Annotated in this window: 13 protein-coding genes; all 13 read left to right on the top strand. The window is 28.6% G+C overall.

The features are described 5' to 3' along the window. The first annotated feature begins 61 nt into the window (after positions 1-61). The 13 genes from LJD32_RS04125 (at position 62) to LJD32_RS04065 (ending at position 13,877) form a co-directional block, all read left to right on the top strand. Positions 62-805, top strand: coding sequence for a DeoR/GlpR family DNA-binding transcription regulator (locus tag LJD32_RS04125; protein WP_227391811.1), 744 nt, complete (start codon positions 62-64; stop codon positions 803-805). Further along, positions 805-1,722 (top strand): 1-phosphofructokinase, encoded by a 918-nt coding sequence (gene pfkB, locus LJD32_RS04120; RefSeq protein WP_227391810.1) that lies wholly within the window; start codon positions 805-807, stop codon positions 1,720-1,722. The genes LJD32_RS04125 and pfkB overlap by 1 nt, the downstream gene beginning before the upstream one ends. Further along, complete coding sequence (locus LJD32_RS04115) at positions 1,723-3,606, top strand: fructose-specific PTS transporter subunit EIIC (RefSeq protein WP_227391809.1); 1,884 nt, start codon at positions 1,723-1,725, stop codon at positions 3,604-3,606. A gap of 56 nt (positions 3,607-3,662) precedes the next feature. Continuing rightward, positions 3,663-4,112 (top strand): hypothetical protein, encoded by a 450-nt coding sequence (locus LJD32_RS04110; protein WP_052010953.1) that lies wholly within the window; start codon positions 3,663-3,665, stop codon positions 4,110-4,112. Between the two features lie 276 nt (positions 4,113-4,388). Next, positions 4,389-6,056, top strand: a complete 1,668-nt coding sequence (locus LJD32_RS04105) for an EAL domain-containing protein (RefSeq protein ID WP_227391808.1) — start codon at positions 4,389-4,391, stop codon at positions 6,054-6,056. 54 nt (positions 6,057-6,110) lie between these two features. After that, positions 6,111-6,854 (top strand): copper homeostasis protein CutC, encoded by a 744-nt coding sequence (locus LJD32_RS04100; RefSeq protein ID WP_032090703.1) that lies wholly within the window; start codon positions 6,111-6,113, stop codon positions 6,852-6,854. Positions 6,855-6,861: 7 nt separating this feature from the next. After that, positions 6,862-7,704 (top strand): alpha/beta hydrolase, encoded by an 843-nt coding sequence (locus LJD32_RS04095; RefSeq protein ID WP_147580325.1) that lies wholly within the window; start codon positions 6,862-6,864, stop codon positions 7,702-7,704. 24 nt (positions 7,705-7,728) lie between these two features. Then, positions 7,729-9,318: a hypothetical protein gene (locus tag LJD32_RS04090; protein ID WP_227391807.1), complete on the top strand. Its 1,590-nt coding sequence runs from the start codon at positions 7,729-7,731 to the stop codon at positions 9,316-9,318. Positions 9,319-9,431: 113 nt separating this feature from the next. Beyond that, complete coding sequence (locus tag LJD32_RS04085) at positions 9,432-9,854, top strand: hypothetical protein (RefSeq protein ID WP_117783195.1); 423 nt, start codon at positions 9,432-9,434, stop codon at positions 9,852-9,854. After that, the gene (locus LJD32_RS04080) at positions 9,829-11,154 is read left to right on the top strand and encodes a TrkH family potassium uptake protein (RefSeq protein WP_147580323.1); all 1,326 of its coding nucleotides are present in this window, start codon (positions 9,829-9,831) and stop codon (positions 11,152-11,154) included. Before LJD32_RS04085 ends, LJD32_RS04080 begins: the two co-directional genes overlap by 26 nt. A gap of 8 nt (positions 11,155-11,162) precedes the next feature. Further along, a complete protein-coding gene (locus LJD32_RS04075; RefSeq protein ID WP_032090699.1) occupies positions 11,163-11,816 on the top strand; it encodes a potassium channel family protein in 654 nt (217 codons plus the stop codon). Between the two features lie 16 nt (positions 11,817-11,832). Then, entirely contained in the window at positions 11,833-13,197 is a 1,365-nt protein-coding gene (locus LJD32_RS04070) for an ATP-binding protein (protein WP_227391806.1), read from the top strand. Continuing rightward, positions 13,197-13,877, top strand: coding sequence for a response regulator transcription factor (locus LJD32_RS04065; RefSeq protein ID WP_032090698.1), 681 nt, complete (start codon positions 13,197-13,199; stop codon positions 13,875-13,877). Before LJD32_RS04070 ends, LJD32_RS04065 begins: the two co-directional genes overlap by 1 nt. The last annotated feature ends 14 nt before the right edge of the window (positions 13,878-13,891 follow it).

Genomic DNA, 13,891 nt, shown 5'->3' with positions numbered 1-13,891 from the left:
CAAAATGCGATTGACATAATGAATGAACGGTCATATAATGAACACGTAAGAGGTGATCAGTATGGATAATCAGCGCCATCAAATTATTTTAAATGAATTAGATAAAAAAGGAAATGTGACTGTAGCTTCCCTTGTTGAACTGACGGGTGCCAGTGAATCAAGTATACGAAGAGATTTAGTAGAACTTGATCATCAAGGATTTTTAAAAAGAGTTCATGGGGGTGCAACCCTTATTCCTAAGGTAACACAAACGATTGAAGATCCATTAGGAAAAAGACAATTATTAAATGCTGATGAAAAGAAAAAAATTGCAAAGTATGCAGCAGGAATGATTGAATCCAATGATGTGGTTTATTTAGATGCAGGTTCATCAACTTTAGAGTTGATTGAATATTTAGATCAAAAAGAAGCACACTATATTACTAATGGTTTAATGCAAGCTCAACAATTGACCCTTAAAGGATTTCATGTAGTATGTCTTGGTGGAGAAGTGAGAAATATTACAGGGGCATGTGTGGGTGCTAATACGATGAAGTCATTAAGTCGTTATCATTTTTCTAAAGGTTTCTTTGGAACAAATGGCATTGATTTAATGAATGGTTTTACGACACCAGATAGTGAAGAAGCTGCTATTAAGGAATTGGCTATGGAACGTTGTCAAATGAGTTATGTTTTATCGGATCATAGTAAATTTAATAAGGTATATCATGTGACCTTTGGTCAAATAAATGATGCGGTGATTATTACAGATCATTGTGAAAAAGAAATTAAAGAACAAGCGACAGTTGTGGAGGTTAGAGATTAATGATTTATACAATTACTTTTAATCCATCTTTGGATTATATTATGCATGTTGATTGTTTTGAAGAAGGGGAAACAAACCGTTCAAAACAAGAAGAAATTTATCCTGGAGGAAAAGGATTCAATGTTTCAACAATTTTAAGTCGTTTGAATCTTGAAACAACAGCTTTAGGGTTTGTTGCAGGATTTACAGGTGAAGAAATTGTTAAAGAATTAAAAGAAAGAGGATTTACTTGTGATTTATGTCAGTTAGAAAATGGTCTTTCAAGAATTAATGTGAAGATGAAAGGGGCTAAAGAAACTGAAATTAATGGAAGTGGTCCAGATATTCCTCAAGAAAAACTAGATGAATTATTTGATAAATTAAATCAATTACAAGAAAATGATATTTTAGTTCTTGCTGGAAGTATTCCATCATCATTACCTAATGATATTTATGAACAAATTATGAAAAAACTCGATCAACAAGGGATTAAAATCATTGTTGATGCAACGAATGATTTATTAAAGAAAGTATTACCATACCATCCTTTCTTAATTAAACCAAATCATCGTGAACTAGAAGAATTGTTCAATGTCAGAATTGAAAATAAAGAAGATCTTATTCACTATGCTCGAAAACTTCAAGAACAAGGAGCAATCAATGTGCTTGTTTCTCTTGGAAAAGATGGTGCTATTTTAGTAAGTGAAGATGGTCATGTTTATTATTGTGCTGGTGCTAAAGGAAAATTATTAAATAGTGTTGGTAGTGGAGATAGTATGGTTGCTGGATTCATTGCTGGATATTTAAAAGATAAAAAATATGATGAAGCTTTAAAATTAGGAAGTGCTTGTGGTGGCGCTACTGCTTTTAGCGAAGATTTAGCGGAAGCTTCCATGATTCAAGAAGTCTATAAACAATTACAAGTGGAGGAACTATAAATGAAAATCTTAGATTTATTAAAAAATGTTTCGATTGATGTTAATGCTACATGTTCAAATAAAGATGAAGCCATTGATACATTAGTTTCATTAATGGCAAAACAAGGAAACTTAAATGATCAAGATGTTTATAAACAAGGAATTTATGCCCGTGAAGAATTAAGTACAACAGGAATTGGGGAAGGAATTGCGATTCCTCATGCTCAAAGTGAAGCTGTAAATGCCCCAGGACTTGCAGCCATGGTTGTTAAAGACGGTGTCGATTATCAATCTTTAGATAATCAACCAGCAAAACTGTTCTTTATGATTGCGGTCCCTAAAACAGGTGGAAACGAACACTTACAAATTCTTGCGATGTTGTCACAAATGTTAATGGATACAGACTTTAAAGATTCTTTAATTAATGCACAAAGTGTAGAAGAATTTATGGATTTGATCAATCAAAAAGAAGCTGCACAAAAAGCTAAAGAAGAAGAAAAAGAAGAAGCGCAAAAAGAATTTACAGGAACTTATCGTTTGCTTGCAGTAACTGCTTGTCCAACAGGTATTGCGCATACTTATATGGCGGCTGAAGCTTTAGAAGAAAAAGCAAAACAAATGGGAATTACAATCAAAGTCGAAACTGATGGTAGTGGCGGAACTAAAAATGCTCCAACTGCTAAAGAAATTGAAGAATGTGAAGCGATTATTGTAGCTGCTGATAAAAATGTTGAAATGGCTCGTTTTGATGGAAAACCTGTCATTCAAGTCAAAGTGGCAGATGGGATCAATAAAGCAGAAGAGTTAATTAATGAAGCTTTAAGTGGAAATGCTCCAATCTATCATACAGATCATGCATCAACAACAGTTGAAAGTGAAAGTGATGAAAGTGTTGGTCGTCAAATCTATAAACATTTAATGAATGGTGTCAGTCATATGTTACCATTTGTTATTGGTGGAGGTATTTTAATTGCTTTAGCTTTCTTATTTGATGATTATACAATTGATCCAAGTAACTTTGGTAAAAATACACCATTAGCTGCTTTCTTTAAAACAACAGGAGATACAGCCTTTGGATTTATGTTACCAATCCTTGCAGGATATATTTCAATGTCAATTTCAGATCGTCCAGGTCTAGCTGTTGGATTTGTTGGTGGAGCCTTAGCAAGCCAAGGAAATTCAGGATTTTTAGGAGCTTTAGTAGCTGGTTTTGCAGCTGGGTATTTAATGAAGGGGTTACGTAAATTATTTGATTATTTACCAGATGCTTTTGAAGGATTAAAACCAGTTCTTTTATATCCATTCTTTGGATTATTATTAATGGCATTACTTATGACATTTATTATCAATCCACCTGTTGCTGCTATCAATACAGCTCTTACAAATGCTTTAAATTCAATGGGTGGCTCAAGTAAAGTTATTTTAGGAATGTTACTTGGTGGTATGATGGCTATTGATATGGGTGGTCCAATCAATAAAGCAGCTTATGTTTTCGGAACTGCATCGATTGCTTCAGGAAACTATGATATCATGGCAGCTGTTATGATTGGTGGGATGGTTCCACCTCTAGCTATTGCGCTTGCAACATTCTTCTTTAAAAATCGTTTTACTAAAAAAGAACAACAAACAACACTTACAAATGTTATTATGGGATTATCATTTATTACTGAAGGAGCAATTCCATTTGCAGCCTCTGATCCATTACATATCTTACCTGCATGTGTCGCTGGTTCAGCAGTTGCTGGTGCTTTATCAATGTTCTTTAACTGTACATTAATGGCTCCTCATGGTGGTATCTTTGTAATCGGTGTTATCTCTAATCCTCTTGGATACTTATTTGCCTTAGCTGTTGGTTCAGTTGTTGGAATGTTTGGTTTAGCTTTATTGAAGAAACCTTTAAAATAATAATGAATTCTAGGTGAAAACCTAGAATTTTTTTTGTTAAAAGGGGAATCCTATTTTTGAAAGGAACATATATAATGAATAATGATACAATTTTATTACTTAAAGAATGTGATTCAGGATTAAAAATGGCAATTTCTTCTTTAGATGAGGTACTCGATGTGATAAAAAATCAAAAATTCAAAGAAATCTGTATTACTTCAAAAAATAAACATCAAACTTTAAAAAATGAAGTAGATCATTTATTAAAAGAACATCATCTTCAAGAAAAAGAACCTTCATTACTCGCAAAAAGCATGTCATGGTTAAAAATGAATTTTAAAATACAAATGAATGAAGATGATCAAACAATTGCTTCACTTCTTTTTGAAGGATGTTCTATGGGAATAGAAACACTTTATAAATATTTGCATCAATATGAAAATGCTTCATCAAAAATAAAAGAAGTGACAGAAAAACTTATTGAAATTGAAAAAGAACTATCGCAAAATATACAAAATTATTTATAAATAACTACGAAACAAACTCGTTTCGTAATTTTTTTCTTAATAAACCATATGACACATCTTTTTAAATAAGATTTGAATTCATAAAATTTAAACCATAATTTTATAAGTAAAATTATGGCTTTTACATGTACAAAACTTTACACCTAATCACCAACTGTTTCAGATGGTCAATTAAGAATGTTAATAAAATGTAAGAAAAAAGTCGAAAAGTGTTGAAATCATCGGGGGGGGGGTACTAAAATTAGAATGATGGATAATATATAAGGTGGGATAATTATGAATTTTCAGGAAAAAATAGAAATATATAAAGATATTATTGTTTCTTTAGATTATTGTGTAAATGATTATTTATATATTTTAGATGTTGAAAATGATGAATATTTTATTTCACCTCATGCTGCAGTAAGATTTAAAATGGATAATGCTTATTTTAAAAATCCTGTTAAAGAATTTAAAAAATTTGTTTATTATAAAGATTATGATTTAGTTGTAGAGGATCTAAACAAGATTTTATCTGGAGAAAAGACCTATCACAATATGCAGTATAGATGGCTAAATGATGAAAGTTTACCTGTTTGGATCAATTGTCGAGGACAGGCAATTATTGAAAATCATCAAGTAAAATATTTAATTGGGTGTATTAATGAAATTGGTAAAAAACAGTATGCTGATAATGTAAGTGGATTGTTAGGAGAAGAAAGTTTTAAAAATTTTATTTATCCAATTGATGATGATTTTGAAAAGGGTTTTGTTTTAAGACTAGGAATTGATAATTTTAAGAATATTAATGAAAATTATGGATTAAAGTTTGGAGACGAGATTCTTAAACGAGCAGGAAAGTATATCAAAGATCTTTTAAATGAGTATCAAAAACTTTATCATATTGTTTCTGATGAATTTATTATATTTGATTCAAATGGGACAGTTGATGATGCAATTTATCTTTATAAAAAGATTCAAGAAAGAACACTTGATTTTATTGAGTCTACAAACTATGAAATTTATAATACTTTTTCAGCAGGAATCCTAGATTTTTATAGTCATCCAACAGCTAGTTATATTGAAATTATGAAATGGACAGAATTCTCTTTAAATAATGCAAAAGAAAGTGGCAAAAATACATATGATATTTTTGATAACTGTGATTATCAAAAATTTCAAAGAGAATCAGCGATTATTAGATATTTACACCAATCTATTGATCATGATTACGAAGGATTTGATGTGTATTTTCAACCTATAGTCGATGTAAATAAAAAAGAAGTAACACATTTAGAAACATTACTACGTTTTAAATGCGATGAATTTGGAAGAATATCACCAATGGAGTTTATCCCATTACTTGAAAAAAGTGGTCTTATTATTCCTGTAGGTAAATGGGTTTTAGAAAAAGCAATTCAAGCATGTTTATCATTAAAAAAATATCAATCTCAATTAAAAGTAAATGTTAATATTTCATATGTGCAAGTTTTAAAATCAGCGATTTTAAATGATATTTTAAGTATAATGAAAAAATATAATGTTGATCGAAATAGATTAGTTATTGAACTTACAGAAAGTGGCTTTATAGAATCAGATCGCTCTTTTGTTAATTTTTGTAATCAATTAAAAGAAAATAGTATTCTTTTAGCTTTAGATGACTTTGGTACAGGGTATTCTAACTTTCATTATTTATATAATTTAAAACCAGATTGTATTAAAGTAGATCGTGGACTTATGAAGAATGCTTTAAGTAATGATTATGAAAATTTATTATTAAAGCATATGATCGACATGGCTCATAGTGTTGGGGTCAATATGTGTATTGAAGGAATTGAAACGGAAGAAGAACTTCATAAAGTATTAGAAATGGGAAGCGACTTTATTCAAGGGTTTTATTATAGTAAGCCACTGCCTTTTAATGAGATAACAGACTATTTGAAAAATTTTAAGAAGATCATCTAGGATGATCTTTTTTTATGGGCTATAATAAAAGAAGAAAAATTAAAGGAGAAGTTTATGGAACGATTAGTTGAAATATGTTGTGGAAGTTATGAAGATGCTTTAAATGCTTATTATGGAAGGGCAAAGCGTATTGAGTTAAATAGTGCTCTTCATTTAGGTGGTTTAACGCCTTCAATAGCTTCTTTGAAATTAACAAAAAAGAATACAAATTTAAAAATTATTACAATGATAAGACCAAGAGGTGCAGGATTTTGTTATAACGATATTGAATTTGAAGTTATGAAAGAAGATGCACGTTGTATGCTTGAAAATAAGGCAGATGGGATTGCTTTTGGATGTTTAAATCAAGATGGTTCAATTAATGAAAAACAAACAAAAGAAATGATTGATATTATTAAAGAGTATCAAGGAGAGGTTGTTTTTCATCGAGCATTTGATTGTGTAGCTGATCCCTATGCTTCAATTGAATTATTGATTCATTTAGGTGTGGATCGTATTCTTACTAGTGGTTTAAAACCAAAGGCAATGGATGGAAAAGAATTAATTAAAGATTTACAAAATAAATATGGTAATCAAATTGAAATATTGGCTGGAAGTGGTATAAATGCAAGTAATGCTAGAAAGATGATGGAGGATACAGGAATCTATCAAGTACATAGTTCATGTAAAGATTGGATCAATGACCCAACAACTAAAACGCATGAAGTTTCATATGCCTATGCACCTTCGCCTCATGAAAATGATTATGATGTTGTTTCAAAAGAACTTGTTGAAAAAATTGTAGAAAGTATAAAATAGGTTTGTTATGAAAGTTAAAGATTATAGTTATGAAACTTTTCCACGATATACAGTCAACATAGATGGTGCTTTGGAATTAAAAGGAAATAAAGAAAATCTAAGATGTCGGATGAAAGATGTAGAATATCAAAAAGGTTGTATGATTCGTTTTTTATTTCCAAATACGATTTTAGATGAAGAAAGAAAATATCCATTAGTGATTCATGTACAAGGTTCTGGATGGTATAAACAAGATATGAATGATCATATTTTTGATTTTATGCCGATTGTCAAAGCAGGTTATGTGTATGCAATTATTGAATACCATGGTGCTCCTGAATATAAATATCCAACGCAAGTAGATGATGTTATAAAAGCGATTGAATATTTAAAAGAAAACTATCAAAATTATCCTATTGATTTTAAACATGTATTTTTAAGTGGGGATTCTTCAGGAGGACATATTGCCTTACTTGTGGCTTTACAAGAAAGGTATAATTTTAAAGGAATCATTGATTTATATGGAGTCACAAACTTTATGACATTTAATAATTGGTATAGTAAATATGACTGGCATGAAGAAAGAAATGTGACTGATTTTTTAGGATCATTAGATATAGAACTTTTAATGAAAGCTTCACCAATGACCTATTTAAAAGAAAATATGTCTTTACCACCATTTCTCATTCTTCATGGAGATAAAGATCATGTTGTACCTATTACCCAAAGTATAGAACTATATGAAAAACTTAAAGAATATCACTATGATGTAATCTTTGGTAGAGTTCATGATGCAGATCATGGAAGAAGTATTTTTTATAATGAAGATGTTTATCAAACAATCATTGCTTTTTTAGATAAACATCAATAACTTAAAATAAAAGAGGTGATATCTATGGAATTACATATTAAAGAATTTGAATATCAGAATATAATCAAACAACAATTTTATAGACAATTAGTTGTTTTATCTTTATATGTCTTATTATTAGTTTTTGCTTTAGAAAGTATTTTATATGGTTTTGATTATGTATGGATTATTCTTTTTGTGGCTGCTATGGCAATTATTAATTTAAATTTTAGAAGAAAGAAAAAGATATTAGGTTATGATCTTGTTTATATTGATGAAAATCATCGTTTCTTTTATAACAATCTATTCATTGAAATGAAAGATCTAGAAAATTATGTTCTTTCAAAAGAAACAATAACTTTGAATTTTATAGATTATTCTATTGTGATAGAAAAAGATGAAAATCTTTATGATTATTTAAATCAATTTGTGAAGAATAAAAAACCAATTAATGGAAAAAAACAGAGATTATTTGTTAGCTGTTTTGCACTTCTTTTTGTATTTTTCTCATTAAGTTTAGGTAATCTTGTATTAGGGAGTATTTATAGTTATATAAATCATGTTGAAATGATTTCACTTTCAACGATTCTTATACCTATTATTCAAATAACAAGTATTATACTAGGAGTCGCTCTTATCTTTTTTGTAGCGAAGAAGTTTAAAAAAGGGATAGGTCTTTATGTGAGTTTATTATTGATTGTACTTTATATTGCCTTACCTTTTATTATGGGTAATGATATTCATCGTTTAGATAATGACATGGCTTATACACGACAAAATCAAAAGCTTACACTTTATAGTCATTATAAAAAAGGTTATGGAAAATTTGAAAGACAAATAACGAATGTTTCAAATAAGGCAGAAGTGGGAAATTATCAAAGTGTGCTCTATATTTTAGAAAATCAAAAAATAGAAGTGATTTCTTTAGAAAATGAAGCTAAAAATGATAAATTCGTTTCTAAAATTAAAAATCAAACTTATTTAGAAACGTATATTTCAACACACTATACTTTAATTATTGGAGATGATAAAGCTTATTTTGAAAAAAATAGTTCACCTAAAATAGTGAAATTGCATAGAATCAATAATCATATGCTTTATTTTAAATATAAAAAGGATTATTACTTTATTTATATTTTAGAAAAACAAAAAGATATCAGAGTCTATGAGCTTTCTAATGATAGAGATTTAAAATTTTACTTTGCTCCAGACCCTTTTGAAATGTCTAACTCTCAAACAAGTAATGAGGATACAAATGAAAGTGAGTCACAAAATCAAACAGAGGAAGCAAATCAAGAAACAACAGCACAAGAAAGTGATACTACTGATTTAGAAAATGATCCAGAAAGAGTTTATTTTGAAAAAGTGTATGACCTTTTAATAGCACAAAATAAATTAGACAACCCTTGTTTTGATTATCAATATGACGCTAAAGGTTATCCTTATGCAGTTGTAAGTACAAATGATGAATATACATTATCTCTTGTATTTAATAAATATAAAAATAATGATGAAGATTATGAAATTGTTTTAGAAAAGTATATCAAAAAAAGTAGCACGCAAAGTCTTGTTGATTTTTATTTAGTGAATACAAAAACTTTGGAAGTTACAGATCAACAACGAGATTATTGGTAGGGTCAAGAATTATCTTGATCCTTTTTATTTATGTTTTATTAATGTATATACAAAGTATCTTAACACTATCTTAATACCTCCCATTTTATAATGAAAATAATGAGGGGAGTATTATGGTAGATTTTATATTAGTGATTATTTTGATAATTGTTTTGTTTATGGTATATAAACAAATGAGTTGTTTTGATGAGCTTATAGAAAGTATAGAATACCCAACAATTCTTATCATTTATGATGATCAATATCAAATAGCAAAAAAATATGAAAATGATACAATCAAATGTATACCAAAACAAGAAATATATCACTTTGAACAAAGTTATCAATATGTCATTTTATGCTGTGAAGATGATTATTATAACTTATTAATGAATTATCGTATTCATAGAGATATGTTAGATGTCCAAGTTTATTCTTTAATTGGCAAACAAAAGTATGAAGAATTATATCAAGAAAATATTGAATTGTTACAAACAATAGAAGACATAGAAAGGTTAATAAAACATTTATATGATCAAAAGAAGAACAAATGTTGAAATCATTGCATTAGGATTTGCAATTGTTATTTTAGTTGGAACGTTTTTACTTTTGTTACCTGTTTCTAGTGATCATACGGATTTTTTAGATGCGCTTTTTACAGCGACAAGTGCCACTTGTGTAACAGGTTTAGTTGTTTATGATACGGCAACACATTGGACATTGTTTGGACAAATCGTGATTTTACTTTTAATTCAAATAGGTGGTTTAGGTTTTATTACGATTGGGGTTTTTCTAGCCACTTATCTTAAGAAAAAAATTAGTTTAAGACAGAGAGGCTTGATTGAAGAAAGTGTCAATTCTTTAAAATTAGCAGGTGGGGTCAAACTTGTTAAACATATTATAAAAGGAACTTTTTTATTTGAAGGAATTGGCGCAATTATTTTAAGTCTTGTTTTTATAGAAGATTTTGGTTTATTAAAAGGTATTTATTTAGGAATCTTTCATGCGATTTCTGCTTTTTGTAATGCAGGATTTGACATACTTGGAATAATAGAACCTTATGGTTCATTAACTCCTTATGCTTCTAATATAATTGTTAATATAACAATTATGGCATTGATTATTATAGGAGGTCTAGGATTTATTGTTTGGCAAGATATTTATGAAAAAGGGTTTAAGTTTAAAAAATATCTTTTACAAACAAAAATCGTTTTAATAATGACAATTATTTTAATTGTTGGCGGAGCCGTATTATTTTATTTATTTGAATGTCAAAATTCACTTTCTTCCTTGTCTCAAGAAGAAAAGATTTTAGCTTCATTTTTTCAATCTGTGACTTGTCGTACAGCTGGTTTTAATACAGTTGATGTTTCTCATTTAAAACCTTCAACAAGTTTATTAATGATGTTTTTAATGTTTGTTGGTGGTAGTCCTGGGTCAACAGCTGGAGGTATTAAGACCACGACTTTTGCAGTTTTGACTATTTTTGTATACGCTACAATGACCAATAAAAGTGAAGCCAATGCTTTTAATCGTCGTTTTGATAGTAAAACGATAAAAAAAGCATGTTCCGTTTTTTTAATAAATTTTATATTTATTTTTATAAGTGCAATTGCACTTTTTGACATGCAACCTCAACTTCCAATGCAAGATGTTTTTTTTGAAATCTTTTCAGCACTTGGAACAGTAGGAATTTCAACAGGGATTACAAGACAACTGACAATGCTTTCTAAAATTGTGATTGTTTTATTAATGTATTGTGGTCGAGTAGGAAGTTTAACTTTAGCTTTAAGTCTTTCAAGAAAAAAGAAAATTTCAAATTGTAAAAATCCAGTAGAAAAAATAGCTATTGGGTAGGAGGAGTTATGAAAACAGTATTAATTATAGGAATGGGACGTTTTGGTCACCATCTAGCAAGTAATATGATTTCACTTGGAAATGAAGTGATGATCGTAGATAAAGATGAATCTCGTTTAGAAGATCTAACAAAATTGATTTCGAATATTAAAATAGGGGACTGTACAAATGAAGATGTTTTGCAAAGTTTTGGTGTCGCTAATTTTGATATTTGTTTTGTTTGTATTGGAACAAATTTCCAAAGTAGTTTGGAAATTACAAGTTTGCTCAAAGAATTAGGAGCCAAGTATGTTATTTCACAAGCAACAAGAGATATACACGCTAAATTTTTATTAAAAAATGGGGCGGATGAGGTTATTTATCCTAATCGTGACAGTGCTGAAAAATTAGCAGTGCGTGTAAGTAATGATAATTTGTATGATTATGTTGAATTGGATAATGAATATTCTATTTATGAAATTCCTGCATTACGTCAATGGTTAGGAAAAACAATTAAACAAATTAATATTCGAGCAGCTTTTCATATTTATATCATAGGAATCAAAAAAGATAATAAAACAGATTTTTTACCTTCGGTAGATTATGTTTTTAATATAGAAGATCATCTTTTAGTTATAGGAAAGAAAAAAGATGTTGATATGATTCTAAAATGTATGTCATGATGATCTTGGTGATTTTATGAAAGAAAAATTAAGGTATTTAGTTTATTTTGGTATTATTATTTCGATTGAATTATTTTGTTCATTTACTTTAAATTCAATGGGAATTAGGAAAGAAAATATTTTAATGGTATTTATTGTAGGAGTTTTATTAATTGCTACATTTACTAAAGGATATTTTTATGGTTTATTAGCATCTATTATTAGTGTATTATGTTTTAACTTTTTATATATTGATCCTAACTATGATTTTCATATTAGTGATCCTAATGATTTTATGCTTATTCTTTTCTTTTTGATGACTTCTGTTATTGCCTGTAGTTTAACGGATCGTTTTCAAAAACAAATTATTATTTCTAAAAAGAATGAAAGTATTTCTAAACAATTATATAGCTTATCAGAAAGATTATTGAATGTTTCAGGTATCGAATATATTTTATTAAAAGGAAATCAATATATTGAAGAAAGTATTCAAATAAAAACAAATATTTCCTTGGAAATAAAAGAAGAAAGTAAAAATGTAATTCCTATTATAGGAATGAATCGAGTTTTAGGAAGTATTGAAATATTAAGTCATCAAGGACTCAATGAAGATCAAATGATTATCATTAAAGCAGCTGCTAACCAATTAGGAAATGCTTTAGAAAGAGAACTTACTTATTTAGAACAAGAAAAAATAAAGGTAGCGATGGAAAGAGAACATATGCTTAACAGTATGTTAAGAAGTATCTCACATGATTTAAGAACACCACTTACAGGAATCGTTGGAGCAAGTCAACTCATGATGAATCAAGATCATCTTAAAAATGAGGATGTTTATTCACTTGCAAAAGACATACATGATCAAGCACATTGGCTTACTCAAATCGTTGAAAATATTTTAAACATGTCTAAAATAGAAAGTGGAAATTTAGTTTTACATAAAAACTTAGAAGTTGTAGATGATTTGATTTATGAAGCAATACAACATTTACCTGAATTAGAAAAAAGAAATGTGGTTGTAGATGTACCTCAAGATTTATTATTTATTAATGTAGATGGTAAATTAATGGTTCAAGTATTTATTAATATTTTAAATAATGCAATCAAGTATACAAAAGAAAAAGATCAAATTACGATTCATGTAAAGAAATTAGAAGATGAAGTACAGTTTATGATTAAAGATACAGGATCTGGAATTTCTAAAAATATTTTAGATCATATTTTTGAAGAATTTGTAACAGATACCAATGTTTCTAATGATAGTCAAAAAGGAATTGGTTTAGGGTTAGCTATTTGTAAAGCAATTATTCAAGCTCATGGTGGAAAAATTTGGGCTAAGAATGAAAAAGATGGAGCATGTTTTATTTTTACTATTCCTAGTGATAAGGAGTTGAATGTATAATGAATGATTTAATTATGATTGTAGAAGATGATCCATATATTTCTCATTTTTTGCAAATGTCTTTTGAACAAGAAGGATATCGTATATTAATGACAACAAAGGGTCATGAAGCATTAAGTCTTTTTTATAGTCATCAACCTGATATCGTTATTTTAGATTTAGGTTTACCAGATATTGATGGTCTTGAAGTAATTCAAGAAATTAGGAAAATTTCTTCAAAACCTATTATTGTTGTTTCTGCACGATTAGAAGAACAAGAAAAAATCAAAGCACTTGATTTAGGGGCAAATGATTATGTTGTAAAACCATTTTATATGGGAGAGCTTTTAGCTAGAATTAGAGTTGCTAAAAGATTATCTAAAAAAGAAGATGAAGAAATAAAGAAATATCAAAAGGATTATTTAGATGTTGATTTTATTTCTAGAAAGGTATTAATAGATCAAGAAGAAATTCATTTAACACCGATTGAATTTAATCTTTTAAAGCTTTTAATTGAACATCGTGGTAAAGTATTAACACATAATTATATTCAAAAAGAAATTTGGGGTTATCAAGATCATTCTAATCAAAATGCATTAAGAGTATTTATGGCTACTCTTCGTCGAAAAATAGAAAAAGATACGAATCATCCTCATTTTATTGTCACAGAAGTAGGTGTTGGTTATTATTTTAAAGATTAACAAGGGAAACCTTG

Origin of the sequence: Faecalibacillus sp. TM498, from assembly GCF_020589955.1 — a bacterium.
Taxonomy (GTDB): Bacteria; Bacillota_I; Bacilli_A; order Erysipelotrichales; family Coprobacillaceae; genus Faecalibacillus; species Faecalibacillus intestinalis.
The sequence above is the reverse complement of the archived record's forward strand: the minus strand, read 5'-3'. Positions and strand labels throughout refer to the sequence as shown.

Bases quoted from the DNA above. Each gene is read 5' to 3' on its own strand.
- LJD32_RS04125 (WP_227391811.1), top strand. From the start codon at position 62: ATGGATAATCAGCGCCATCAAATTATTTTAAATGAATTAGATAAAAAA.
- pfkB (WP_227391810.1), top strand. From the start codon at position 805: ATGATTTATACAATTACTTTTAATCCATCTTTGGATTATATTATGCAT.
- LJD32_RS04115 (WP_227391809.1), top strand. From the start codon at position 1,723: ATGAAAATCTTAGATTTATTAAAAAATGTTTCGATTGATGTTAATGCT.
- LJD32_RS04105 (WP_227391808.1), top strand. From the start codon at position 4,389: ATGAATTTTCAGGAAAAAATAGAAATATATAAAGATATTATTGTTTCT.
- LJD32_RS04100 (WP_032090703.1), top strand. From the start codon at position 6,111: ATGGAACGATTAGTTGAAATATGTTGTGGAAGTTATGAAGATGCTTTA.
- LJD32_RS04095 (WP_147580325.1), top strand. From the start codon at position 6,862: ATGAAAGTTAAAGATTATAGTTATGAAACTTTTCCACGATATACAGTC.
- LJD32_RS04090 (WP_227391807.1), top strand. From the start codon at position 7,729: ATGGAATTACATATTAAAGAATTTGAATATCAGAATATAATCAAACAA.
- LJD32_RS04085 (WP_117783195.1), top strand. From the start codon at position 9,432: ATGGTAGATTTTATATTAGTGATTATTTTGATAATTGTTTTGTTTATG.
- LJD32_RS04080 (WP_147580323.1), top strand. From the start codon at position 9,829: ATGATCAAAAGAAGAACAAATGTTGAAATCATTGCATTAGGATTTGCA.
- LJD32_RS04075 (WP_032090699.1), top strand. From the start codon at position 11,163: ATGAAAACAGTATTAATTATAGGAATGGGACGTTTTGGTCACCATCTA.
- LJD32_RS04070 (WP_227391806.1), top strand. From the start codon at position 11,833: ATGAAAGAAAAATTAAGGTATTTAGTTTATTTTGGTATTATTATTTCG.
- LJD32_RS04065 (WP_032090698.1), top strand. From the start codon at position 13,197: ATGAATGATTTAATTATGATTGTAGAAGATGATCCATATATTTCTCAT.